Source organism: Ammoniphilus sp. YIM 78166, from assembly GCF_004522215.1.
Taxonomy (GTDB): domain Bacteria; phylum Bacillota; class Bacilli; order Aneurinibacillales; family RAOX-1; genus YIM-78166.
The window spans coordinates 629,826-652,918 of the sequence record NZ_SDLR01000005.1 but is presented as its reverse complement, the minus strand read 5'-3'; the positions used below and the strand labels follow the sequence as shown (position 1 = coordinate 652,918).

Annotated in this window: 23 protein-coding genes and 1 pseudogene; 15 read left to right on the top strand and 9 right to left on the bottom strand. The window is 46.2% G+C overall.

Annotated elements, in window-relative coordinates; genetic code table 11:
* Positions 1 to 90: 90 nt before the first annotated feature.
* Genes EIZ58_RS24480 through EIZ58_RS33815 form a run of 6 tightly spaced genes read left to right on the top strand, consistent with a single transcriptional unit; the run spans position 91 to position 8,590 of the window.
* Positions 91 to 3,060, top strand: coding sequence for a PD-(D/E)XK nuclease family protein (locus tag EIZ58_RS24480; RefSeq protein WP_134703559.1), 2,970 nt, complete (start codon positions 91 to 93; stop codon positions 3,058 to 3,060).
* Positions 3,057 to 6,536 (top strand): UvrD-helicase domain-containing protein, encoded by a 3,480-nt coding sequence (locus EIZ58_RS24475; protein WP_240689400.1) that lies wholly within the window; start codon positions 3,057 to 3,059, stop codon positions 6,534 to 6,536. Before EIZ58_RS24480 ends, EIZ58_RS24475 begins: the two co-directional genes overlap by 4 nt.
* Before the next feature lie 25 nt (positions 6,537 to 6,561).
* Positions 6,562 to 7,122: a DUF1802 family protein gene (locus EIZ58_RS24470; RefSeq protein ID WP_240689367.1), complete on the top strand. Its 561-nt coding sequence runs from the start codon at positions 6,562 to 6,564 to the stop codon at positions 7,120 to 7,122.
* Positions 7,123 to 7,162: 40 nt separating this feature from the next.
* A complete protein-coding gene (locus tag EIZ58_RS24465; RefSeq protein WP_134703556.1) occupies positions 7,163 to 8,116 on the top strand; it encodes a bile acid:sodium symporter family protein in 954 nt (317 codons plus the stop codon).
* A 56-nt stretch (positions 8,117 to 8,172) separates the two neighbouring features.
* The gene (locus tag EIZ58_RS24460) at positions 8,173 to 8,424 is read left to right on the top strand and encodes a hypothetical protein (RefSeq protein WP_134703555.1); all 252 of its coding nucleotides are present in this window, start codon (positions 8,173 to 8,175) and stop codon (positions 8,422 to 8,424) included.
* Positions 8,425 to 8,428: 4 nt separating this feature from the next.
* A complete protein-coding gene (locus EIZ58_RS33815; RefSeq protein WP_167577935.1) occupies positions 8,429 to 8,590 on the top strand; it encodes a hypothetical protein in 162 nt (53 codons plus the stop codon).
* Between the two features lie 118 nt (positions 8,591 to 8,708).
* Here EIZ58_RS33815 and EIZ58_RS24455 read toward each other — a convergent pair whose 3' ends face one another.
* Positions 8,709 to 9,398, bottom strand: a complete 690-nt coding sequence (locus EIZ58_RS24455) for a tetratricopeptide repeat protein (protein ID WP_134703554.1) — start codon at positions 9,396 to 9,398, stop codon at positions 8,709 to 8,711.
* A 126-nt stretch (positions 9,399 to 9,524) separates the two neighbouring features.
* Between EIZ58_RS24455 and EIZ58_RS24450 the strand changes: the two genes are divergently transcribed.
* The 3 genes from EIZ58_RS24450 to EIZ58_RS24440 all read left to right on the top strand — a co-directional run bounded on the left by EIZ58_RS24450 (position 9,525) and on the right by EIZ58_RS24440 (position 11,460).
* Positions 9,525 to 10,157: an S-layer homology domain-containing protein gene (locus EIZ58_RS24450; protein ID WP_134703653.1), complete on the top strand. Its 633-nt coding sequence runs from the start codon at positions 9,525 to 9,527 to the stop codon at positions 10,155 to 10,157.
* Between the two features lie 89 nt (positions 10,158 to 10,246).
* Complete coding sequence (nfsA, locus tag EIZ58_RS24445; protein WP_134703553.1) at positions 10,247 to 10,996, top strand: oxygen-insensitive NADPH nitroreductase; 750 nt, start codon at positions 10,247 to 10,249, stop codon at positions 10,994 to 10,996.
* 17 nt (positions 10,997 to 11,013) lie between these two features.
* Positions 11,014 to 11,460, top strand: a complete 447-nt coding sequence (locus EIZ58_RS24440) for a GNAT family N-acetyltransferase (protein WP_134703552.1) — start codon at positions 11,014 to 11,016, stop codon at positions 11,458 to 11,460.
* 40 nt (positions 11,461 to 11,500) lie between these two features.
* On the opposite strand, the gene ric is transcribed toward EIZ58_RS24440, so the two are convergent.
* The 3 genes from ric to EIZ58_RS24425 all read right to left on the bottom strand — a co-directional run bounded on the left by ric (position 11,501) and on the right by EIZ58_RS24425 (position 14,046).
* On the bottom strand, positions 11,501 to 12,205 hold the full coding sequence (gene ric, locus EIZ58_RS24435) for an iron-sulfur cluster repair di-iron protein (RefSeq protein WP_134703551.1): 705 nt from the start codon (positions 12,203 to 12,205) through the stop codon (positions 11,501 to 11,503).
* Positions 12,206 to 12,291: 86 nt separating this feature from the next.
* The gene (gene eutH, locus EIZ58_RS24430; RefSeq protein WP_134703550.1) at positions 12,292 to 13,401 is read right to left on the bottom strand and encodes an ethanolamine utilization protein EutH; all 1,110 of its coding nucleotides are present in this window, start codon (positions 13,399 to 13,401) and stop codon (positions 12,292 to 12,294) included.
* A gap of 102 nt (positions 13,402 to 13,503) precedes the next feature.
* A complete protein-coding gene (locus EIZ58_RS24425; protein WP_134703652.1) occupies positions 13,504 to 14,046 on the bottom strand; it encodes a peroxiredoxin in 543 nt (180 codons plus the stop codon).
* 154 nt (positions 14,047 to 14,200) lie between these two features.
* Here EIZ58_RS24425 and EIZ58_RS24420 point away from each other — a divergent pair, with 154 nt between their 5' ends.
* Positions 14,201 to 14,746 (top strand): hypothetical protein, encoded by a 546-nt coding sequence (locus EIZ58_RS24420; protein ID WP_167577934.1) that lies wholly within the window; start codon positions 14,201 to 14,203, stop codon positions 14,744 to 14,746.
* A 6-nt stretch (positions 14,747 to 14,752) separates the two neighbouring features.
* Positions 14,753 to 14,959: a cysteine-rich CWC family protein gene (locus EIZ58_RS24415; protein WP_134703548.1), complete on the top strand. Its 207-nt coding sequence runs from the start codon at positions 14,753 to 14,755 to the stop codon at positions 14,957 to 14,959.
* Here the strand turns inward: EIZ58_RS24415 and EIZ58_RS24410 are convergent.
* The gene (locus EIZ58_RS24410) at positions 14,943 to 15,209 is read right to left on the bottom strand and encodes a hypothetical protein (RefSeq protein WP_134703547.1); all 267 of its coding nucleotides are present in this window, start codon (positions 15,207 to 15,209) and stop codon (positions 14,943 to 14,945) included. The two genes, EIZ58_RS24415 and EIZ58_RS24410, sit on opposite strands and share 17 nt — an antisense overlap.
* A 39-nt stretch (positions 15,210 to 15,248) precedes the next feature.
* Here EIZ58_RS24410 and EIZ58_RS24405 point away from each other — a divergent pair, with 39 nt between their 5' ends.
* Positions 15,249 to 15,551 (top strand): hypothetical protein, encoded by a 303-nt coding sequence (locus tag EIZ58_RS24405; RefSeq protein ID WP_134703546.1) that lies wholly within the window; start codon positions 15,249 to 15,251, stop codon positions 15,549 to 15,551.
* Between the two features lie 752 nt (positions 15,552 to 16,303).
* Here the strand turns inward: EIZ58_RS24405 and EIZ58_RS24400 are convergent.
* Entirely contained in the window at positions 16,304 to 17,662 is a 1,359-nt protein-coding gene (locus EIZ58_RS24400) for an MATE family efflux transporter (protein WP_134703545.1), read from the bottom strand.
* Positions 17,663 to 17,743: 81 nt separating this feature from the next.
* The gene (gene spoVB / locus EIZ58_RS24395; protein ID WP_134703544.1) at positions 17,744 to 19,294 is read right to left on the bottom strand and encodes a stage V sporulation protein B; all 1,551 of its coding nucleotides are present in this window, start codon (positions 19,292 to 19,294) and stop codon (positions 17,744 to 17,746) included.
* Between the two features lie 124 nt (positions 19,295 to 19,418).
* Here spoVB and EIZ58_RS24390 point away from each other — a divergent pair, with 124 nt between their 5' ends.
* The 3 genes from EIZ58_RS24390 (at position 19,419) to EIZ58_RS34580 (ending at position 21,621) form a co-directional block, all read left to right on the top strand.
* Positions 19,419 to 20,849, top strand: a complete 1,431-nt coding sequence (locus EIZ58_RS24390; protein ID WP_134703543.1) for an amidase — start codon at positions 19,419 to 19,421, stop codon at positions 20,847 to 20,849.
* An 82-nt stretch (positions 20,850 to 20,931) separates the two neighbouring features.
* Positions 20,932 to 21,402 (top strand): hypothetical protein, encoded by a 471-nt coding sequence (locus tag EIZ58_RS24385; RefSeq protein ID WP_167577933.1) that lies wholly within the window; start codon positions 20,932 to 20,934, stop codon positions 21,400 to 21,402.
* Between the two features lie 21 nt (positions 21,403 to 21,423).
* Positions 21,424 to 21,621 carry a hypothetical protein gene (locus EIZ58_RS34580; RefSeq protein ID WP_240689365.1) on the top strand — a complete coding sequence of 66 codons (198 nt, stop codon included), beginning with the start codon at positions 21,424 to 21,426 and terminating at the stop codon, positions 21,619 to 21,621.
* A 104-nt stretch (positions 21,622 to 21,725) separates the two neighbouring features.
* On the opposite strand, the pseudogene EIZ58_RS35240 reads toward EIZ58_RS34580, so the two are convergent.
* Both EIZ58_RS35240 and EIZ58_RS24375 read right to left on the bottom strand, forming a co-directional pair.
* A pseudogene (locus tag EIZ58_RS35240) lies at positions 21,726 to 21,863 on the bottom strand (Gfo/Idh/MocA family oxidoreductase); the annotation flags it as partial.
* A 244-nt stretch (positions 21,864 to 22,107) separates the two neighbouring features.
* Positions 22,108 to 23,022, bottom strand: a complete 915-nt coding sequence (locus EIZ58_RS24375) for a C40 family peptidase (RefSeq protein ID WP_134703540.1) — start codon at positions 23,020 to 23,022, stop codon at positions 22,108 to 22,110.
* Between the last annotated feature and the right edge of the window lie 71 nt (positions 23,023 to 23,093).

Below are 23,093 nucleotides of genomic sequence, written 5' to 3'. Positions count from 1 at the left end.
GCGTGGATTCCAATAGGATCCACGCTTTTTTGCCTTGTCTTTTGGTATACTCAGGTATAGAGGATTTTTCAAAGGATCGGGGGACGAAAGATGAACCAGTTCGTTATCAAGCGCTCGAGGTTGACTGAAATTGCTTATCCGAACCGCTTAAAAGGCTGGCGTAAAAAACAAGACAGTATGCCTTATCCGATTTACTACTTGCTCCCTGCAAAAAAATGGCTGCGAAGGGCTCGCCTGAGGCAGTCGGGTTTAGCTTTTGCTACGTTTGACGACTTGGCCAAGCTGATATTGGATTGCGCGGGACTTAGCTTTACCGAAACAACGGAGCACCAGCGTAAGATTTTTATGCAAGAACTGGCGCTGCGTCAATACACCAATGGAGACCATCGCGAGGAAAAGAAGCATGAGGCGATCGCCTATGCCAATACGTATGGACAGTTAAAGCGAATGGGCATCTCGCTCGATCAGCTTCCTGCCCGATTACATGCTATGAGACCTCTATTAGAGGAGTATGAGGAAAAATGGGTAAATCAGGGTTTCTTAGATCCCGAGAACCTGAGTCTCGAAGCTGTTGCCAGAGCTAGAGAATTGTCTGAACTGCCGATCGGACATCTCGTTGTGGATGGCTTCTATGATCTTAGTCCCTTACAATACCAACTCCTTCAAGCGGTGGTGGATCTCAAGATCCCTGTGACTATTTATTTACCGGATGTGCCGGGGGCGGAGCTGGTACAAGAAACGAGACATCACCTTTCGCAGATGGGATTTTCTGCTAGCAGCGGTCCTAAGTCTAACTTGAAATTAAAGCATCAGAGAGTGAAGCAAGCGTCCTCCGTAGAGGAAGAAATTCATGGGATGCTAGATGAAGTAGTTGAACAGGCAGGGCAGAGGGGCTGGGATTCGTTTGGTGTTTTACTCCTTAATGAGCAGGAGTATAGTCAGCCATTTCAACGGATTGCCAAGCATCGAGGGATCCCTCTGAAGCAACCCTCCTACATATCCTTTCAAGAAACGCAATTCTATCGTTTCCTGATTACGAGTTTAAAAGAAAACTATGCTCGAGAAGACAAATGGGGCAGGTTGGGGTTGTTTGATTTGTTCTTGCGACTCTTATATGTTTCACCGCAAGAATATACCAAGATGAAGCAAGGTTTTCTCGAAAGCGGGGTGTTGCCTGAAGAGCTTCAACCGCTATTCGATCCTTTCTTATTTCTTCATCAGTCCTTGTCTGAAGAGGGGACCCTCGAGAGCTATCTTCATTTCCTTCTCGAATTTCTTCAGCAGCAAAGGTTTGCTGAGCATTGGAAAAAGCGATTGGATGCCGAGAATACGGAGTTCTTGCAAAAGGTATGTACGGAATGGAAAGCCTATGACCATCTTATTCTTATGCTTACCTCCAAAAGAGAAGAGCTGCAGGATCGGGGTCTGGGGTCTTATCCTGTTTATTTGGATACGTTCTTAGCGTGGATGGAGGAATTGCTGCAGAGTACGAAGATCTACCAAGACCGTACGCCAATCGCAGGGGTAAGTTTGTATACCCTTCGCGACGCTGCCCTTTTCTCTGGAAACCATTTATACGTATTAGGCATGAATGATGGGGTGTTCCCTTCTCCCCATCAGCTTCAGGGATATGTTCAGGAAATCGACCTTGATCGAATGGAATTTCCTTTTGCCAGGCCAGACCGCCGAACCCATCTAGCGAAGCAAGACCTGCTTTTTAAACAACTCGCTTATTTAAGTCCGTTTTTGACCCTTTCCTATGTGGTAGGAAGCGATCAAGAAAACCCGCTGTTAGCATCCAAATATGTAGGCAATCGCAAGCGCCAGGTGGGTAGTCGAGCGCGGAAACGGACCTATACCTTCCAAAACAAGCAGCGTTTGAAAAGAAAGCAAATCCCTTCTACTCATACGATATGGAGTACGGCTTCTCGCTTCAGTAGAAAGAAGGGAGGGGAGTATCTATACTACAGCCAGACCGATTGGATGGAGAAGCTAGCTTATCATTTGGGCCGGGGAAGACAGCTCTCCAAAGTGCCGGATACTCTGCTAGAAATGCGAACACACCTTCAAAGGCTAGAAGATGGTAGAGAGACATTAACCCAAACATGGCAAGAAGAGTTGTTTAAGGATACCGTCGCTGTGACGGCATTAGAAAGTTATGCTGCCTGCCGCTTCCGCTATGCGATGGAGAGGCTGCTCGAAATAGAGGAACCGAGGGAACGTCTTGAACAGGTAGATGCAAGAGAGAAAGGCTCCTTGCAGCATCGGTTTATTCAGCGCTTTTATACCGAGCTTGGAGTCGTGGAGAAGCCTTTCTCTGTTTTTCGGGAAGAGGGGCTGGAGCCAGTGGCGGAGAAGCAGCTGGAAGAACTCTTTGCCACGCTTTGGAAGGAAGTAGAGGAGAAAAATAAGGAGTTAAGCCCCATCGTCCTGCTAAAGGAGAAAGACAGCTGGTGGAAGACCTTCAGGAAATGGTGGTCAGCTGAGCGCTACCACTTCTGGAATAATCCCGGGCTCGAGGGCATGAGAATTTCCCGCTTCGAAAAGGAAATTCGTCTTCATCTAGCTATCGACGAAGAGACGAACATTACCGTGGAAGGAAAGCTCGATCGACTAGACCGAGATGAAGAAGGGTTTGTCATTTACGATTACAAGTCAGGAAAAGCATCGATGAACCTTCATACCGAAGTGAAGCCGGGGTTAAAGTTGCAGCTTCCCTTGTATTTGTTAGCGGTGCAAGAAGAGTTTCAAAGCCTGTCTCCACACGGAGCTTCCTATGTTTCATTAAAGGATCCTGCCAAACGGGCAAAGAACGGCATCTGGGATCACGAGAAAGCTACCCGCTTCAATGTATCCAAGCAAGCCCAAAAAGTGAAGGAGTTAGACGCTTCTGTTTTTGTAGAAGAGCATCAATTGCGAGATCGGGTCCACACGTTATGGAAGGGGATGCATCAAGACTTTTCAGTCGCTCCCTTAGATTGTCAGCCGTGGTGTCCCTATAAATTGGTTTGTCGGGTGACGAAAACGCAAATAGAGGAGGGAGAAGATTCTTGGACATGAGTTTTGCTTTCGAGAAGCGGGGGCGGCTTGAGGCGGAAGGGTTCAATCCAGAGCAAGTATCAGCGATTCTGAGCGAAGAAGAACTGGTCGTCATTTCAGCTGGAGCTGGTTCGGGGAAAACAAGAGTGCTTACGGAGCGTTATGTGTATCTCTGTGAGCAGCGGTTGGCCGAGCTCATGGCTCATGAGCCTTCGCCGATTTCCGCACAGGTTGAAGAAATTGTGGCCATCACCTTTACTAAAAAAGCGGCTCGTGAAATGCGGGATAGGATCCGCAAGAACCTGTTGGCAAAGAAGAAAGAAGCCGCCAAATTATATGCGGGTCCGTCCCTGAAAGTAGCCGAGCAATTTTGGGATGAGCAAATCGAGGCCCTTGGCAGTGCCGCCATCACGACGTTTCATAGTTTTTGCCAGAAGATCATGCAAGACTACTCTTTTGAAGCGGGAGTTCTTCCTTCCTTTTCCGTACTGGATGAAGTGCAAGCGAGATTGTTGCAAGCGGATATCCTTGACTCTTTATTCGAAGAGCAAGCGAACTATCAGGAATGGTCCCCCTTATATCGCTTTTTTAATGAGCATACGTTAAAAGCGACCGTTAAGGAAGTCTATGGACAGCTTCAGGAGCTAGAGGACGAGGTCGATCTGCTTGATCTTTTTAATGCCGAAGTCATGGTGAAGCGGGCCGTGGAGCAAGAAATTTTGCAAAAGCAGAGGTGTCTTGATGAATTCTATCAGAAGGCTCAAGACTATATTTCTCCCCTTCAGCAGTTGTTAGGAGAGCTAAGTCAAAAGAAAGCCAGCAGTGCTACCGGTCATATTGAAAATATTCTTGGAGTTCTAGAGAACACAGGCTTCAACAGAAACCACGATGTCGAAGGGCAATTTGCAAGGGTCACGCAGGTGATGCCTACTCTGGCAGGAGCTTGGAAAAAGTCCGCACCAGCGCTCTACGGCTTCTTAAAAGAGGTTTGGTCGCCTGTGAGGGAGTTTTGGAAGAGCCATCCCGTTCGAGCAGTTGAAACACTGCGCGAATTGGAGTTGATCGTGGAGCTTTTTGGCCGTATGATGAAAAGTTTTCATGACCGGTACGATAAGGCCAAGAGAAACCAGGCTGCTATGGACTTCGCGGATCTACAGCGAAAGGCCGTGGGGGCACTGGGAAAAAACAGCGTGGCACAGGAATGCAGGAGAAAATACAAGCATTTCATGATCGATGAATTTCAGGATACCAATAGGTTGCAAATGAGCATGCTTGGGCGCATTCAGCCCGATTTTCGCTTTATTGTAGGGGATGGCAAGCAAGCCATCTATCGTTTTCGAGGCGGCGATGTGAGTTTGATGAAAGTGTATGCTGCCCAAGCAAAAGCGAGGTCAACCGGTCCAGCCTTTATCGATATGCCGAACAATTACCGTACGTGTAAAGGGATTATTGATTTTGTCAATCTTGCCTTCGCCTCGATCCTGGGGGAACAGGAAAGTGACTCGTCCTATCGCATTCCTTATTCTCCTTTAATTGCTGCCCGTTGCTCGGAGCGAGAACAAGAAGTACGTGTGGAATTACTGAAGGGGAGATTGGATCAGGAATCGGATCAAGTGGACGAGTATCAAATGCTCGTTTCCCGAATGGTAGACATGGTGGAGAATCAAACGCCAGAGGTTCAGGTTCAGGGCAGTTGGACTGCGCCGAAATGGAAGGACATGGCCATCTTAATTCCGAGCCGAACTCCCTTGACTCAGCTGGAGATGGCGCTACAGGATCGTAACATCCCGTACGTGGTCTACGGGGGAATTGGCTTCTATGAAAAGCAAGAAGTCCTTGATTTTCTAAGCTTATTACGTTGGATGAGCCGCCCGTGGGAATCCCTCTACATCCATGCCTTACTTAGAGGACCCTTATTTGGTCTCTGCATGAATGATTTTCTTGAGATTAAAAAATGGTCAAAAGGCGTCCCGGTTTCTTCTTTTCTATATGAAGGTCATTTCCATGATGCTGGCATAGAAGAGCACTTAAGAGAAAAGCTCGAGCGTTTTTATCGCTTCTATGAGCAGTGGGTGCCTTATTTTCCCCAAACGGATACTAAAGAAGCGCTATTCCAGCTTTTTGAACAGAGCGGCTTTCGTTACAGCTGTTACTTGCAGTCCAACGGCTTGCAGCGCATTCGAAATGTAGAGAAGCTCATTGGGATCTTAGCTGACTTGAAGCTCTATTCCTTTGACCAGATGCTAACCGAGACGGACCGGGTTATTGCTTTGTCAGAAAAAGAGGGAGAGGCCGATGTGGAGCTGGATGAGGGGGATGCCGTCCATATTATGACGGTTCATGCGTCAAAAGGGCTGGAGTTTCCCATCGTGTTCTTGCCCAATCTTAGTCGCAGCATTCAATCCGACCGCGGAAGCATTCGATTCCACAAGGAGTTTGGCCTGGCAGTCAAGTATAAAAAGGAAAAAGAACAAGAGCCTCACATTGAAGAAGAATTTTCTACTCCTTTGTTTGAGGCATGGAGTAAGCAGGCTCGGGATCAAGCGTTAGAAGAGTCGAAGCGATTGTTTTATGTAGCCACCACGAGAGCCCGCGATTATTTAGTTTTATCTTCTATTCATAAAGAAAAAGACAAGCCGGAAGAAGCGGATAAAACATGGTACCAGATGCTGCAAACAGCCTTATCTCAATCGGAATCGCTAGGGGAGCGCATCTTGGTTCGGGAAAATGAAGTCCATTCACATAAAGCCAAGATGGTAGAAGAGATCTATGAGGGGCCAACCTTATCCCTTGAGCCAGAGCCACCGATCGTTTTTTCCGTGAGTGAAGTGATGGACTTTATGAACGATCCCCAGTTATATTATCAGAAGCACGTCTTGAAGATGAATCCAGAGTGGCTGCAAGAACAGGATTCCACGCCAAACACGCCTTACTTCGGGATCGATGCCTCTCAATTAGGAGGACTTGTGCATCGCATTTGTGAGTGCTTAGACCAGGGCTGGCCCAAAAGACTCGCCTTCAAAGAAGCACTGAGCCGTCTGGAAGATCAAGAAAATCTGAAGCTATATGAACGGGAACTCGAGAAGCTCGTCCGTTCTTACCAAGGAATCGATCCCGAGCTGTTAGGGACGCCGATGGAAAATGAGTGGAGCTTTACCTGCGAAGTCGAAGGGATTCACTTATTAGGCACCATTGATAAGGTGGTTCGAACGGAACGCGGAATCTGCGTAATCGATCTAAAAACCAACCGAACCCAACAAAGAGAAGATCTGATTGAAAAGTATAAGCCACAGCTTTACCTTTACAAGCTAGCCTATGAGCAAATCAGGCAGGTTGAGGTAGCTGGCATGTCTCTACTCTTTCTCCGCGATGGGGTGGATGGGCTAGTGGACGTTCCGCATGAAGCTAGTTTTGAACAGGATGTTCGTCAGGCTGTCGTGATGATGGCGGATTTAAAGAGGAGAAGAGCCAATCGAGCAGAATATGTAGTAAAATAAAAAACAAAACATGGAGGAAACCAAAATGAAATTAGCGTTAAAAGAGTGGGGAGTTGCCGTAAAAGCTTTGGAAGAGGGTCAGCAGATTATCCTGCTTCGCAAGGGTGGCATTCATGAGGAAACCAAGCAGTTTGAGTTGGTAGATCAGCGATTCCTGTTATACCCCACCTTTGAACATCAAAAGGTAGAACTCGTTAAACCTCAATATGAGCCGGACTTCTTTGATTCCCTGAACCAGTGGGATTCGAGGAACTCCACGGTTCAAATTCGAATCGTCGCCGAGGTGGTGGAAGATATCGAAGTCTTTGATGAAGAAAAGGTACGTACCTTATCTCCCTATCACATCTGGGTGGATACCGTTGCCGAAGAGCGATTAAACTGGAAGAAGACACAGCCGCTTCATGTATTAGTCCTACGCATCTTTAAATTGAAAAAGCCGGTTACGTTGCCGATTGAGGAGGCTTACCTTGGTTGTAAGTCTTGGCATGAGCTTTTGCAAGAGATTGATACGCAAGAAGCTAAGCCTGTGCTTTCCGATGAGAAGTTTGAGGCGAAGCGGAAAAAGATTCAAGCAGTATTAAGCTAATTTATAGAGAAGAGAGAAGACTTATTGGAGTGGAGAAGAGATGTTAAGTAAAGTCAATCGAGCACTAGAGAAGAGTATGCCTCTGATCACTCCTGTCAGTGTTCTCGTGGGAGTTTGGCTAGGGGAGAAAATCATGGGTTTAGCTTTCTTAGTCCCTTTTATTTTTGCTTTTATGACCTTTGCCGGCAGTTTGAGTGCTGATTTCAAAAGCTTGGGGCGGGTGATATCCCACCCCTTCCCGATTTTGGTTGCCCTTTTTGTTTTGCATTTTCTAATGCCCTTATGGGCTTGGTCCTTTGGACACCTGGTATTTAGCGGCGATGCACTGACCATTACGGGATTAATTTTAGGAATGGTCATTCCAACAGGGATTACCAGCATGATCTGGGTAGTGATTTATAAAGGAAACATCGCTTTAGGGCTTTCTATTATTATCATTGATACCTTGCTATCTCCTTTTATAGTTCCTTATAGTCTGTCCCTTTTCGCCGGATCCATGGTTCAAATTGACATGAGCGCGATGGTCATGGGGTTGCTCGGGATGATCGTGATTCCTTCTCTCTTAGGAATGCTCTTTAATCAGGTGTCAAAAGGAAGGCTTCACCGTTCCTGGAGTCCTCGTTTATCTCCTTTTTCCAAGATTGGCCTTGGTGTGGTGGTTACGATTAATAGTGCCACAGTCGCTCCTTATCTGACTCAACTGGATGGCAGGCTCGCCACGATGGCAGGTATGGTATTTTTCATTGCCGCCTCCGGCTATTTTGTTAGCTGGCTCATTGCCAAGCAATTGAAATGGGACCGAGAAAATGTGATAGTTCTCGTATTCTGCGGGGGGATGAGAAATGTCAGTGCAGGTGCCGTAATTGCGGTTTCTTATTTCCCGGGTGCAGTAGCCGCGCCAATTATCTTGGCTATGGTATTTCAGCAGATCTTAGCTTCTTTAGCAGGTCATCTAGTGGCTCGCAATGAGCAGAAACTAACCGATGCTGCATGATGCTTGTGGAGTAGGAGAAAATGAAAGGTGTAGGATGTAAAAAGGAGGTTTTTACCATGAGGATACGACTTGGCGATGTAACCATCACGCAAGGCATTACAGACCACATGACGTTTGGCGAGCTTGATCCTTTCATTCAGCGCTTTACGGAAGGGGACTTCGGTGACTTTAACGTCTTGAACCAAAAGGACAATCCAGGCGAGAGCTATACAGGTCGCTATGAGTGGAAAGAAGGAGTACAGGTTCTTATCGATCATGATATTAAAGAAAAGCTAACGATTATATCACTGCCGAATGAGTTGGAGTAAGCCAATGAAGGAAACTAAAAAAGCCCCTTTCAACCCAGATGATGTTTACGGGATCTTGGAGCAAGAGCTTGAGGTTGATTCTGACGTGAACGAGGACCGCTTCCGGGAAAAGCAGCTAGATGCCTCCCTGGAAACCTTCCTTGAACAGCTCGAAAAGAAAAAGTAAGCAGGAGCTCATCCACTCCTGCTTTTTTTTACCGCATAGGAAATAATATGTTACTTTAAATTGTTAAAGTAAACATAATTTCCTATCGGCATAAAAAGCTTCCTTTTAAGGCGGTCTGCTACACTGAAAATGCTTCGATAGAAGCTTTTTTTATGCGACTGAGGATCGCCCACTTTCTTTGCTTTTTACGCATATATTTGGGCAGGCTTTTATAGATTTCCAGCGCCTCGTTAAAGGCTTTCGCGGCTTCGGCCCTCTGGCCTAAACGCGTGTAGAGTGTTCCTAAACGATAGTAGGTCTCGGCTGAGGAAGAATGGATCTCCTGAATCTTTTGAAGGTAGGAAAGGGCTTTTTCTATGTCGATAGGGCTATAGATTTCTCCTAATTCTAGATAAGGTTCTCCATACTTGACTAGAGGATTCCTTTCTAAAGCCTTAAGGATTAGAGCCTCTCCCTCCTTGATCCTCTCGGTTTTGACCAGACAAAGCCCTAGCTCATAATCAATTTCTGCTGAATCTTCGATAACGGCTTGGACCTCCTGCAGATAAGGTAATGCCTTTTGATACTGTCCTTTTTCCATATAAAGACGGGCCAGCTCTAGCTTGTTACTCGTATGATGCGGATTTAGGCGAAGCTCTTGCTGCAACTTCGAGATTCTTCTCATCTGCCGGAGGGGCTTCGTGATGCTAGGCGATAAGCCAATAAACCTTCTATCTAAGAAGTAGAATAGAATGAGAAGCAAGAGGATAGCCAGAAAGGGATTGCCTGTGATCCACCATAAGAAGGAAAAAAGAAAAAATTTACCCAAGCTTGTGTCACCTCCCTATCGTTTCCCTCTCTACAGCTTAGTGATAAGGAGCGCAACATATACCTGCAACCTAACTTGTTCCTGTTACGTCAAGAAGGTAAAGGGGATGAAAGGTAGGGGAGATATATGAAAAAACATGTAGGATGGATCGCACTCACGCTGGCCCTGTTAGTACCTGCTCAACCGTCCGTGTGGGCTTTTTCCGATTTACAAGAAAGTCAAGTAAAGCAGGAGATCGTGTCTTTAAAAGAAAGAGGGATTGTTAAGGGCTATAGTGATGAGGTATTTGCACCGCTAGAATCTTTAACCTACGCACAGGCGGTACAGTTAATAGTTAAGGGCTTTGACCTGAACCTGGATCATATCCGTTTTATTAAGCAACCTTTAGCGAGTGATTATTACACCGCCATTCCGAACGATGCTTGGTATTCATCAGCATTTGTTGTGGCGCATCACCATGGGTTGGACATAGATCAAGCGGTTCGTGCGGACGAGGTCATCACCAGGGAGCAATTCGCTGATTTATTGATGAAGGCCGTCCTGAAGACAGGAGAATATGCTTTTATTGAGATCTTCATGCTAATCGGGGATGAGGAGAAGATTGATCCTTCTAAGATGGATACGATTCAAAAACTCTTGATCACAAAAATGGCGGCATTAGACGATAGCGGCAACTTCTATCCGGATAAACCGATTACCCGAGAAGACGCTGCGGTGTGGCTTTACCGAGGATTAGAGTTTATACAAAAACATTCCTAACGTATAGCGATCGCTTCGGCCATCGCTTTTTTTTATGGGATAAATTATACTAAATGGGATTGATTGCAGTTTAACAAAAGGAGAAGAGCATGAACCCAACTATTGATCTACTACGTAACCATCGTTCGATTCGAAAGTTCAAGGATGAGCGACTATCTACCGAACAGATTCAAGCCATTGTCGCCTCCGCTCAAGCGGCTTCCACATCAAGCCATGTCCAAGCCTATACGATTATCGGCGTTACGGATAAAGAGAAGAAACAAAAACTGGCTGAGCTAGCTGGAAACCAAGCTTATGTGGCAGAGAATGGCCATTTCTTTGTGTTCTGTGCTGATCTCTATCGTCATCAACAGATTGGGGAATGGGCGGAGGTTGAGATAGAGGAATCCCTACAAAGTACAGAAAAGTTCATGGTGGCAGTAATCGATGCTGCACTTGCTGCCCAGAACGCAACCGTTGCGGCTGAGTCCATGGGGCTTGGTGTTTGTTATATCGGTGGAATCCGCAATAACTTGCAGGGCGTGCAAGAAGTGCTCCAGATTCCTGAGCTCGTCCTGCCTTTGTTCGGCTTAGCGGTGGGAATTCCCGACCAACAGCCGGACCTTAAGCCGAGACTACCGCAAGAAGTCATTTACCATGAAAATAGCTATAAAGCAGCTGAAGCAGAGGTCAAGCCTTATCTCAATCAATATGACGAAGTGATGCAGCACTATTATGATGTCCGAACCTCAGGAAAACGCAAGGATCGTTGGTCGGACCTTGTTATGTCTACCCTCAAAGGTAAAAGCAGAATGTACATGAAAGACTTTGTGGAAAAGCAAGGTTTTAACCGAAAGTAAATGGGAGTGGATTGAAAATGGCTATTGTGATCCGAAAAGCTGAAAACAAGGATGTACCTGCTTTATATGATTTAATGAACGATTATATTGTCAATTTTTATCAGAGAGAACAGCCTTCGGAGGAAGCGTTGACAGGTTTGATTTTACATTTGCTTGATCAGCCCGGCTCAGGACTGCAGTTTGTAGCGGAGGTCGAAGGGGAGCTAGTTGGTTTTGCCACACTATATAATTCCTTTAGCACCTTGTCTGTGAAAAAAGCCGCGATCTTAAATGACTTATTTGTAGCGGAGCCCGCCAGGGGAAAGAAAGTCGGGGAGAAGCTGTTCGAGCATTGCATCCGGTATATTCGAGAAAACGACTATGCTTACATGTCGTGGGAGACTGCTCATGATAATAAAGCCGCCCAGGCCTTGTATGACAAGATGGGGGGCAAGAAGTCGGAGTGGCTCGCTTATAGTATATAAGGGAAAAAGCAGAGGAGGCGGTTGCTTCCCCTGCTTTTTTCTATTGGTTAAGGATACGAGGAAAAAGGATATTATTCTCCAGATGGATGTGCATAAACGTATCTTCTTCAAGCTCCATTAGCTTTTTAAAAGTCAGTTGATACGTCATGCAAGCTTCAGCCGGCAACTCATAATCATGCGTAAGCTGACGCATGACCTCTAGCAGATTACCCGCTCCTACGTGCTCGCTTTCGAGCTCCTGGATGCCGTCTTTTACATTCTGCAGAAGCTCGGGGGCCGGATTTTGTACGTATTGAAGAATGAGGGGGAAGATTTGCTGTTCTTCCTTTAAGGCATGCTGCTCCATCTCCAGTTTAAACTGGTGGAACACCTCATGGAGCTTAACAAGCTCCTCGCGCTGGGAACCGTGTACTCTTGCCACCTTCGTTACATATTGGCTAATCTCGGGTAAGTGTTGCATTAGATAAGCATGGTAGCGATTGACAATGGTATTAATAATCTCCTGCTCACTTGCCTTTGACCAATCTTGGTCGGACTGTTTAGTGTCCGCTTGTTGCTGATACAGATGATTGACTTGGCTAAGAAATGCTTCCACATCTAACCCTTTCTCCTTAGCTACCTCACCAATGGGGCGATTACCTCCGCAACAAAAATCAATTCTATGCTTTTTAAATAGAGTGCTCGATTGGGGAAAACGAGTCACGATATCTCCGGTTTTATCACTAGGTAAAAAAGTGGTCATCATCTTTTTTTCCTCCGATCATCGTAGTGTTTGTCTTTCTACTTTGATCTTAAACGGTTTGACCTTTTTTCTCGGTGATGATTATCACGTTACACCGAAATTTTTTGCTCGTCTTGTTCGGATATTCTCTGAGAACGCGTGACGGCGAGAGCGAGGAGAATCGCACTCACTCCACTGAAGAGCTTGCCTATGATCATGGCAAAAACCATCTCTTTATTCATTCCCGCGACAAAACCGAGATGCCCTCCCAATACAAACGCGCCGCTAACCGCGAATGCCGTGTTGATGATCTTGCCTCTCGGTTTCATGTCTTTCATCATAGCCAGCATGGGGATGTTATGGGCTAAGGAAGCCACTAGCCCTGCTGTCGCGATTTCACCAATCCCTAAGGCTGAGCCCAGCTTTTCCAGATGTCGCCGGAAAGCCTTTGTAATGATGAATACCATGGGGAAAGCTCCAGAAAGCATGATGGCAATCAGCCCAACCGTCTGAATCCCTTCAGAAATGGGGGCAAGACCCGGTATCAGCGTATAGCCCGTCATCGTCTGAACCATGATAGCCACGAGGCCAATGAGGGTAATCAGCTCGACAATCCGACCGAAATAATGAAAACCGCGAATCAAATGCTGGGGAATCTTCCACAGTCCAACAGCAATCACGAGTGAAAACAGAACCGTAGGGATGAGATTGATGGCCATCATCTTAAAGCTGAAGCCGGCTATGCCTCCTCCTACAAGGCAGCCCAGAGGAATGGTGATGATCCCAATCAGGATGCCTTTAGCAAAATAGACATGGTCTTCCTTCTGAATGATACTTAAGGCTACAGGGATGGTAAACACAATCGTAGGCCCCATCATGGTGCCTAAGAAAACCCAAGCGAATAGCTCAGCTTCCTTGGACCCGGCTAACACCTGGGCAAGCGCATAGCCTCCCATATCAACAGCAAGCAGGGTATTGGCAAACATCGCTGGATCCGCACCGATCCAAGAGTAGATCGGGGTGATGACGGGCGTAAGCACACTTGCGAGGACTGGAGCTAAGGAGACAATGCCGATCATAGCTAAGGCTAATGATCCCATCGCCATAAAGCCATCCGTAAACCGGCTGCCCAATCCCCATTTGTTCCCAAGCCACTTATCAATGGCTCCGGTAATACTAAAGATAATCATAACGAAAACAATGACATCATTGATTCCCATAACGGATACCTCATGGCGATATATTGTTATTAATATATTGAATTGTAACACAAATGAAAAAAAACGGAAGGATAACCTCCCGTTTTTTCTATGTACAGTGTCTTACTGAATGGTTTCCATTCCTGGCTTCCAATTCGCAGGGCAAAGACCGCCTGTCTGCAGCGCTTGGAGGACACGAAGGGTCTCTTCCACCGAGCGGCCGACGTTCTCATACATAACAAGTTGATATTTCAACTCACCGGACGGATCGATGATGAACAGACCTCGTTGCGCTACCCCTTGTTCTTCTACGAGCACACCGTAATCTTTAGCCACCTGATGGTTCTGGTCTGCACCAAGAGGATAGTTGAGCTTTCCTAGTCCATCCTGGTCACGCGGAGTGTTAATCCACGCACGATGGGAGTATTTTGAGTCTGTTGAAATGCCTAGGATCTCTGTCTCTAGTCTCGCAAAATCAGGATAGGCATCACTAAGAGCCGTGATTTCTGTAGGGCATACGTAACTAAAATCTAAGGGATAGAAAAACAGAATCAGCCATTTCCCCTTATAGTCAGAAAGGGATACGGTTCCAAAATCTTTTCCATTACCTTCAGCAACTTCAATTGTAAAATCGGGTGCTTTATTTCCCACGAGACGTTGTGCCATTTCTCCATCCTCCATGTGTGTGATCATGTTGCCCCCATTATGTAACTCTCATATTAAAAAGTCAATACAACATTCTTTTTGAAATGATTGAATATCTATGTAATGATATCGTAAGAGGATGATTATCAAGGAAAGACGGGGAAAGCCAGTCATGATGATAAACAAAAGTGCTGATTGGGAAAAAATCGGGGAGGGCCGCAGTGCTAAGGTGTATAAGCTTCCTGGTGTGCCTAGAGTCATCAAGGTTTTTCACTCGGGAAAAGAACATGCAGCCGCTGCAGAAATTGCTGCGTACGAGGTAGTGGGAGGTCTTGAGCCTTATTATCTAAGGATGCATGATTACGGCAGCAATTATATTGTGTTAGATTTCTTTGATGGAAAAACGATCCACGAGATGCTCGTTGAAGGAAGGTTTATTCAAGAATCGATTATTAAGCACATCGATAAGGCTTTAGCTATGGCTCGGCAATATGGATTAAACCCAAAGGATGTTCACATTAAAAATATCCTTGTGCAGGACCAGACCGTGAAGCTGATTGATTTAGCCCGTTTTTCAGGGGAAGGGGTTTGTACCCGCTGGGAGGATTTAAAGAAAGCTTACTATCATCTATACGTAAACCCTTTATTCCCCAAAAAGCTGAGTGCCGCTTGGATCGAACAAATCGCTAGCCAGTATAAACAAGGAAAACTTTGGGGGTAGGTCGGGATGATTCCTGAAAACGTGTGTCCTCTATGTGGTCAAGAGAATCGCTGTGGCAATCTCGCCCAGACAACAGCCCCTTGCTGGTGTTCAAAGGAGAGTTTTCCTCAAGAGCTTCTTGACTCCGTTCCGGGTGAATGGGTCAGAAAAGCTTGTATATGTAAGAGGTGCCTTGAGGAGTATAAGTTGCGTAAAACTAGAGTCTGCGAATAACTACCGACACATCACCTTGTGAAGTGATCCAGTAGCCATATTTGTTTTTCTCTAGGTGAGCGGGGGATTGGCATAGTAGGACACAACCGTTATCGAACGTAAATTGAAGCTGGGCATCCGGTGTGATGGTAACGTCGTTTAAAATGGTCGTGGTTTTTAATGTAAAATGATGAGGTTGAGATAGCGAAAGAGTAATAGGATAACCTAATAGTGTATCGATTAACTCTTGTAAAAGCGGTTGGATACTCACACGTAATCCTCCTTAATTTAATAGAATAGGACTGACGAAATGACTGAAAATCTTGTCCATCCAGAATGCAGGCAAGCAATGAGAAGGCTGATGCAGTTAAAGAAACCAAGTTTTACAGATTTTGTGGAACTCAAAACATACGGAAATGACGCTTACTCCGCAATGGGGTGGGATGAACTCCAATGTTATATTAACGAAGAAACAATTGCAATAGTTGAGCAATTTGAGGAAGAGGCCAACATCCTATGCGCCCTGCGCTGGGTTGCCCGAGGTCTCCCGGTAACTTATGCCATCCGCAAGGCTAGAGCGGATCATTCGATGTATCGGTATAGGAGTCCATAGGTGGGCGGGCGATGTTAGGGGGGGGATGGTGTGAGGGCAGGGGAGGGGATAGTGCTTGGGGGCCATTTGAGTGAATCATTCGGCGGTCTATGATGCACAGAATTGGGCTTGGGAGCCATTTGAGTGAATCATCCGGCGTCAATGATGCACTGATTTTGGCTCGGGAGTCATTTGAGTGAATCATCCAGAGTCTATGATGCCTTGATTTTGACTCGGGAGCGATTTGAGTGAATCATAGGTCGTGCATGATGCCTTGATTTTGGCTCGAGAGCCATTTGAGTGAATCATAGGTCGTGTATGATGCCTTGATTTTGGCTCGGGAGCCATTTGAGTGAATCATTCGGCGTCTTTGATACACTGATCTTGGCTCGGGAGCCGTTTGAGTGCATCATAGGTAGTGTATGATGCCTTGATTTTGGCTCGGGAGCCATTTGAGTGAATCATCCGGCGTCAATGATGCACTGATTTTGGCTCGGGAGCAGTTTGAGTGCATCATAGGTAGTGTATGATGCCTTGATTTTGGATTGGGAGCGATTTGAGTGAGTCATCCGGCGTCTATGATGCCTCCATTTTGGCTCGGGAGTGATTTGAGTGAATCATCCGGCGTCAATGATGCACTGATTTTGGCTTAGTAGCATTTTGAGAGTATCATCCGGAGTGAAGGAGGGCATCATACTGTCTCTCTCTCCCTCATGCCCTCAACCGCGGCGAATGGGGCCCCGATCCGTCCCGCCTCACACACCCCCCACTCCTCACGCGGTCACCTGACCCTGTTCCTCCTTAAAGATCTTCTTCTTTCTCCAATCGCCAAGCAAGAAGTAGCTGCTCGCACAGATCGAGCTCACAATCAAGCTGATGCCCACACCGTAGGGAATCCCCTCTTCTCCCATCCATTCCGAGAACAGGTAGACGAGTGGAAAGCGGAGGAGCCAGAAGGATACCAGATTCAGCATAAGAACGGTCAACATAGCTCCGGAAGCTCGGATCACTCCGTTTAGCACAAAATTGATCCCAAGGAAAACATAGAAGAAAGCAACTACTTGCAAATAGTAGGTTCCAAATACTAAAGTTTCAGGCTCGTCAATAAACACACTGATAAGAGTCCCACTTAGCATGTAGACCAAACCAGCAATCGTGAGCATCATCGTGACGATCACGGCAATGCCAAGCCAAGCAATGTGGTTGACGCGGTCCCATCTTTTCGCTCCGATATTCTGGCCGGCCATGCTGTTGACGACGGAACCCAAGGTGTAGGCTGGGATCATGATGATACTTTCAATTCGGTTCGCTGCGCCGTATCCTGACACCACGATTTGCCCGTAGCCTGCGACTACGCTCATGACAGCCGTCATCCCGGCAGAAATAGCCATCATTTGAAGTCCTGCGGGAATCCCTAGCTTCATAATCGTTTTCAAATAGAAGAAAGAAGGAAGATAAGGGCGAACGAAGGGAGCTTTTCCGCTTCGAATACAATATACGATACCAAATAAAAAGGCGGTTCCTTGTGACAACACAGTAGAGTAAGCTGCGCCATTAATCCCTAAGCCGAGGGTATGAATAAACAGCGGATTAATTGCAGCATTCAGGATGACGGCTATCCAAACAAAACGAAGCGGGGTTCGACTGTCTCCCATCGCTCGCAGAACCGTTCCAATAAAGTTGTAGCCAAACAAAAAGAGGATCCCTAAAAAATTAATATGAAGATAAGCGCTAGCGAGAGGGAGAAGCTCGTCAGGTGTGCCTAACCATCGCAGGAGGGTGTCCGTTGACAGATACCCGACCAAACCAAGAACAAGGGTAAGGACAGAGAGCACCACGACAAAAGCGTTAAGCGACTCACTCAGACCCTGCTCATCTTTTTTTCCGCGCTGTTGGGATAAAACGGTTAACGTTGCTCCATTGATCCCGATGATAAAGGATAAAACAGCGAACAAAACGGAGCCGGATATGGCTACAGCACCTAAAGCATGGCTGCCGACTAGTTTGCCCACCCACATGCTGTCAACCAGCTGATAGGAAATCTGAAGAATATTGGTCAAGAAGATGGGTATGGAAAAAGCGATCATCTGTTTTAGCAAATTTCCTTCTGTAAAATCAAAAGGTTTACTCATTAGTAGCTCCTTACGACATGATATTCTACCATCATATCATAAAGAGTGTATGGGCTGAGGACGGGAATATGCTCCACTTGACTAGCGCGGGAATAGAAAGGCTACCTTAGGGCCTATCTTGGGAATGCGGAGGATATCTCGACGACGGACCACACGAAAGAACACGAGTAAACAGCTGTAAAGGAAAAGCGCCCCCGCAACAGACAAGCTAGTTTGTCCGATCAGACTTAGATCACTAAGCTTAGCAAACATCCACTTACCCAAGTATCCCATTAGTAAGCCTGCGATGACGATCTTCAGCATCTCTATTGTGTTCAAGCGGTATCCAATCAGTTTGACTTGGGAAAAGAAGTGAAGAAAGGTTTCTAGGACCACCCCGATGCTCATCGCTAATACGACTCCCATAATGCCGAGCTTCGGATTAGAGCATAAAGGATAAATCAAGAGCAAGCTTGTACAACGGGCGATCAGGTTATTGTACATAGCCGCTTTAGCGTATCCGAGGCCGACTAAGGTGGATTGCAAGGGAGCATGGAAGTAGTGAAACAAGAAAAAGGGTGCTAAAACCTGAAGCAGTACAGCAGCTTCAGAGGCATGATAAATCACCGTCATGAGCGGTTCAGCGAAAATGGTGAGGATCACGGTACTCGGCATCCCGACGATTAAAGCGATGCGAATAGCTTGGTAGACGCGCTCGTGGATAAGTCGGAAGTTTTTTTGGACATTTGCTTCGCTGATGGCCGGAACTAAGGCAACAGCTAAGGAATGGTTAATAAACCCAGGAAAAAAAAGTAATGGCATAACGAAGCCCGCCAGCAGGCCAAATTGCTTGGTAATCAGGACCGAGCTCATTCCGGCCTTGGCAAGGCCCTGTGTAATGAGGATCGGGGAGATCACGCGGGCAATGGAGTGAATAAAGCCATTGCCTGTAGTGGGTAGTCCCGTGTGGAGGAGTTCATAGAGTGTACTTTTTGACCCGGATGTTTCAAAGCTTCTTAATAAGGAGCCTTTCTTGAACATCAGGATCAAATATAATAAGGAAGCGGCTTCACCGACGACCGCGCACAAGATGGCACCTGCGGCAGCATATTCCACGCCATAAGGCAGAAGCCACTGAACAAAAGCATAGATCAAGCCAATTCGTACGACCTGTTCTAGTACCTGAGAGATGGCGATCGGATTCATCTGCTGTTTTCCCCGGAAATACCCTTTAATCACTCCTGACAAGGCAAAAATAGGGATAATGGGAGTCAAAGCGAGCAGAGAATAGTAGGCACGTTGATCGGTAAGGAAGTGGGTCGTAAAATGATGCCCAAAGCTCAAGGTTACCACTACAAGCAGGATGCCAATAGAGCCGGTGATGAGGAGGGAGACGGCTAGAATTTGCTTGACCTTTCCCTCTTGTTGCTGGGCTTCTGCCTCAGCCACCAGTTTGGAGATGGCCACGGGCAGTCCAAGGGTGGTCAGCGTAAGCAGAAGCCCCATGAGAGGCATGACCATCATCACTAGACCGATTCCTTCTGACCCAAGGATACGGGACTGTATGACACTGTTGATAAAGCCGAGAAGTTTCGTTATAAATGCGGCCGCTGTAAGGACAAGTGCTCCTTTGACCAAGCTTTGCTTTTTCATCCGTTCACCTTCTTGTCTTATATAGGACATGTATATGCGAAGGTTATTATTTTAGGAATATATAGACTCCTCTTTTCTGACATAGTATAAAGATAAGGTAGCTGCCATTAGAGGGGGGAGCGTTTTGAAGGAGACCATCCTGGATTGGGATGCGACTAAGCTGGCTCATGCCATTCAAGCGGGGGTAGTGACATCATTGCAAGCAACGGAAACCTATATCGATCATCTTCAACGGGTTAATCCAGAGTTGAACGCTATGGTGGAAGAGCGATTTGAACAAGCACGGATCGAAGCCGAGGAATGCGATCGGTTATTAAAGGAAGGGAAAGCGAAGGGAAAATGGTTTGGGGTGCCCATCAGTGTGAAGGAATCTTTTCATGTGAAAGGCATGAGAACGACCGGTGGCCTGATCCATCGGAGAGATTGGATCGAACAATCCGATGCGGCCGTGGTTCAGAGGCTCAAATCCGAAGGAGTTATTGTATTAGGAAAAACGAACACGCCAACCTTATGCTTCTGTCAAGAATCGGTCAACAAGCTTTATGGTCGGACCAATAACCCTTGGGACCTTACCCGGACAGCGGGTGGTTCAAGTGGAGGGGAAGCGGCACTTATCGCTGTGGGAGGGGCAGCCGTTGGCATTGGCTCGGATATTGGGGGGTCGATCCGGTTTCCTGCCCATTTTAATGGAGTGATTGGATTTAAGTCTGGGAAACATCAAGTGTCTCAAGAAGGGCATTTTCCTTTTGTCACAGAACCCTTACAGCAGGATATGTTAGGCATAGGAGCGATGGCGAAATCGGTGAACGATGCTGAGACAATGAATGGGATCATAACGAATACACCGGCCCCTCATGTAGACTTGAACAATTTCCAATTGTGTTTCCCACCTTTTCACACGTTCATCCCCTTAGGAGAGGACACCCAACAGCTGCTCCTAAACGTAAAATCGGCTTTGGGCACGAGTTTTTCCATCACGGAGGAATTTCCCTTCAAGCCTCAAACGCTGGCTCTTTTATGGCAGCAAGTAATGTCCATCGATGCGGGCAAAGGCATTTCGGACGCAGCCTTTCCGGAGAAAGGAATGTCTCCGATTCCGCTGTATCTCAAAGAAATCTTGTTTGAAAAGACCTCCTATCATCGTTTTTTGACGTGGGCTTTAATCGGTGCATCCTTATTTAGGCCTCGAGGTAAGCAAGTGAACAAGCTGGTGGCCACCTTAGAGGACATGAACCAATGGAGCGAGCAGAAACTCGCTAAACAGATTTTGCTGCTTCCTGTTTATCATCGGGGTGCCCTTCCACATGGACAGCTTTATGGTGAACTGTTTTCTATTCAGAAAACCTTTCTTCGTTACATCCCCTATGTGGCTCTCGCCAATCTGTTGGGACTGCCCTCGTTGACCATACCGATTGGAGTGGATCAGTCAAATATGCCGATTGCCCTTCAACTGGTGAGCCGAGTAGGAAATGAAAAGGCCTTATTCGACCTAGGTAGAATCCTAGAGTCCACCTTTCGAGGATATATCCGTTGTAAAAAATGGGATCCAGCATGAAACATTTACCATCATCTCTTCGTCAAAGGTAGCATGAAGAAAGAGGAGATGATTTTCGGTGAAAAAATGGTCCATGTTTCTAATGAGTGTTGTCATGGTTCTTTCGTTTATTAGCTCGGTTACCTCAGCGGCCCCTTCCGCGCAAAAGGTAGAGAAGCAAATAGGATACATTACGCAGGTGCAAAAGCAGAAAAATGGAAAATATAAAGTAACCATCGATTATATTCAGTGGTTTTCGGGGGAAGCGGCCAATCGTGCGATGAGAGAGGATGGGAAGTGCAAGGGTTTCGAGTCAGAGTGCTTCGCGCCGAATGATTTTTATATTCGTAACGTGAATCCTAAATTGCGTACGTTTGAGCTGTCTAAAAAGGCCGTCATTAGGCTTCAAACCTTCGGCCGTAAAGATGGAAATTTTTATTTTGATCAAAAAGTATCACTAGACAACTTTGCAAACCACTTCAATAAAAATAAGCAGCATCAGGCCCACATCCCATACTGGATTGAACTTCAAAGTGGAGTGATCGTAAAAGTAACAGAGCAATATGTTCCTTAAGTAGATAAAGGAGATTGAACAATGGATGAAGCCATTTGGTTTAGAGAGTTGCACGATTTAGAGCTGGAGGAAATACGCCAGCTAAAGATGTATATCAGACAAGGCATGTTCCCGGAGAGTGATTGGCATAAGAGACCATCCGAGGAGAATCCGGATGGGGTTACGATGGAAGAGTGGATTGAAATACTAGAGCGGGAGTTTAAACGGCTAGGCTTATAGAAGAAGGAAAAAAGCACCAGAAAGAAAGCCTGGTGCTTTTTTTCATTTATCTGGGTCTCAAAAAATGGAGTATAGAGGAGGACATAACATAGCATAAACTGAGAATGAGTCCACTCCGCTGCCAACTTTATTTCCATGCATTCATATAGGCTAGGACTCAGTGGCTTTTCTACTAAAATATGGTATCCTTTAGTTAGGGCCTTCAGAATCGGGTTATAGTGTTGTCGATCCTGAGTGGCCATAATGACGGCATCTCATAGTTTCGGCAGGCTAAACAGCTGGTCCCAAGAATCGAACTGATAGGCTTCGGGTATACTGTGCAGATCGGTAAACTGGGTTCAACGAGTCACGTCAGGTTTCTTTTATAAAATTATCTTATGTATATGATAAAATAAGTTGACGTACATTGTATACCCGAAACTTTAGCCTAATTGAAAAAAAGCCAAGCATGGAGTTTATATCTCCTGCCTGGCTACTCTCGCTGTATTATTTTTTGACCGTTCCCCCAAAGATGAAGCGGTGTTCCCAATGTGTTCCCGCAATGGAATCCGTTCTTACCCCACCGGAAGCTTTAGAATAGGTATGAAGGATTTTTCCATTTCCTAAATAGATTCCTACATGGGTAATTCTTTGGCTGGACTTGTTGATTCCTTTATAATCGGATGCTTTTGGCCCTTTATAGGACATGAAGAACATCAGGTCCCCACGCTTGAGGTTTTTCCAGTTCGTAGATGTTTGTCCCATTTTTTTCACGGCATCTGCCTGGGTGCGAGAATTAGAAGGTAGGGTAATCCCAGCTCCTTGAATAAATGCACGACGGACAAAGTCAGAGCAGTCAAACGTTCGGGTGCTTGATCGGTTCGAACCGAACTCGTATGGGGTTCCTAGGTACTTCATCCCTGCAGAGATAACCCTTTCCACGTTTACGGAAGAAGAGGGTGCGGTTGTTTGAGTCGTTGTATTCGACAGACGCTTGGCGCCTAGATAGTAGCGTGAGGCTACCGAAGAATTTAAATCCATTTGCTGGACGGTTTTATAAGGCTGATAGGCAATAATAAACTTTTGGTTGCCTGTATAGATACCGACAGCCAGTAGGTCAGAAGGGCTTGTCCCAAAAAATAACAAGTCACCTGGACGAAGATTGGCCTTGTTCGTAATTAAGCTTCCTTCTTTGCTCAATGCTGCTAAATTGCTAGGTACTTTTACTCCTTCTTTACCAAGGAGATAAGATACAAAATAGCCAGACGTGTGATTGTCTATTGGATGCCCGATATAGGTTTTGGCTCGGCTAGCCGCTTTCTCGCCCACTGTTAGAGCAGCCGCATCAGCTGCTGCGCCAAAGACGCTGGAAAACAGGAGACCTGTGGCAAGGATCATGCTCATCATCTTTGTTTTTTTCATACTAACCATCCTTTAAGCGAGTATTTGGGGTCAGGATGTCCCCGTCCGTTAGAGGGTAACATGAAATACCC

Excerpts from the sequence above, each read along its gene's own strand:
- ric (WP_134703551.1), bottom strand. The coding sequence starts at position 12,205 with ATGATGACCACTTTTTTACCTAGTGATAAAACCGGAGATATCGTGACT.
- nfsA (WP_134703553.1), top strand. The coding sequence starts at position 10,247 with ATGAACCCAACTATTGATCTACTACGTAACCATCGTTCGATTCGAAAG.
- spoVB (WP_134703544.1), bottom strand. The coding sequence starts at position 19,294 with ATGAAAAAGCAAAGCTTGGTCAAAGGAGCACTTGTCCTTACAGCGGCC.
- EIZ58_RS24375 (WP_134703540.1), bottom strand. The coding sequence starts at position 23,022 with ATGAAAAAAACAAAGATGATGAGCATGATCCTTGCCACAGGTCTCCTG.
- EIZ58_RS24480 (WP_134703559.1), top strand. The coding sequence starts at position 91 with ATGAACCAGTTCGTTATCAAGCGCTCGAGGTTGACTGAAATTGCTTAT.
- EIZ58_RS24470 (WP_240689367.1), top strand. The coding sequence starts at position 6,562 with ATGAAATTAGCGTTAAAAGAGTGGGGAGTTGCCGTAAAAGCTTTGGAA.
- EIZ58_RS24385 (WP_167577933.1), top strand. The coding sequence starts at position 20,932 with ATGAGTGTTGTCATGGTTCTTTCGTTTATTAGCTCGGTTACCTCAGCG.
- EIZ58_RS24400 (WP_134703545.1), bottom strand. The coding sequence starts at position 17,662 with ATGAGTAAACCTTTTGATTTTACAGAAGGAAATTTGCTAAAACAGATG.
- EIZ58_RS24425 (WP_134703652.1), bottom strand. The coding sequence starts at position 14,046 with ATGGCACAACGTCTCGTGGGAAATAAAGCACCCGATTTTACAATTGAA.
- EIZ58_RS33815 (WP_167577935.1), top strand. The coding sequence starts at position 8,429 with ATGAAGGAAACTAAAAAAGCCCCTTTCAACCCAGATGATGTTTACGGG.
- EIZ58_RS24450 (WP_134703653.1), top strand. The coding sequence starts at position 9,525 with ATGAAAAAACATGTAGGATGGATCGCACTCACGCTGGCCCTGTTAGTA.
- eutH (WP_134703550.1), bottom strand. The coding sequence starts at position 13,401 with ATGGGAATCAATGATGTCATTGTTTTCGTTATGATTATCTTTAGTATT.
- EIZ58_RS34580 (WP_240689365.1), top strand. The coding sequence starts at position 21,424 with ATGGATGAAGCCATTTGGTTTAGAGAGTTGCACGATTTAGAGCTGGAG.
- EIZ58_RS24465 (WP_134703556.1), top strand. The coding sequence starts at position 7,163 with ATGTTAAGTAAAGTCAATCGAGCACTAGAGAAGAGTATGCCTCTGATC.
- EIZ58_RS24475 (WP_240689400.1), top strand. The coding sequence starts at position 3,057 with ATGAGTTTTGCTTTCGAGAAGCGGGGGCGGCTTGAGGCGGAAGGGTTC.
- EIZ58_RS24405 (WP_134703546.1), top strand. The coding sequence starts at position 15,249 with ATGACTGAAAATCTTGTCCATCCAGAATGCAGGCAAGCAATGAGAAGG.
- EIZ58_RS24460 (WP_134703555.1), top strand. The coding sequence starts at position 8,173 with ATGAGGATACGACTTGGCGATGTAACCATCACGCAAGGCATTACAGAC.
- EIZ58_RS24415 (WP_134703548.1), top strand. The coding sequence starts at position 14,753 with ATGATTCCTGAAAACGTGTGTCCTCTATGTGGTCAAGAGAATCGCTGT.
- EIZ58_RS24440 (WP_134703552.1), top strand. The coding sequence starts at position 11,014 with ATGGCTATTGTGATCCGAAAAGCTGAAAACAAGGATGTACCTGCTTTA.
- EIZ58_RS24420 (WP_167577934.1), top strand. The coding sequence starts at position 14,201 with ATGATAAACAAAAGTGCTGATTGGGAAAAAATCGGGGAGGGCCGCAGT.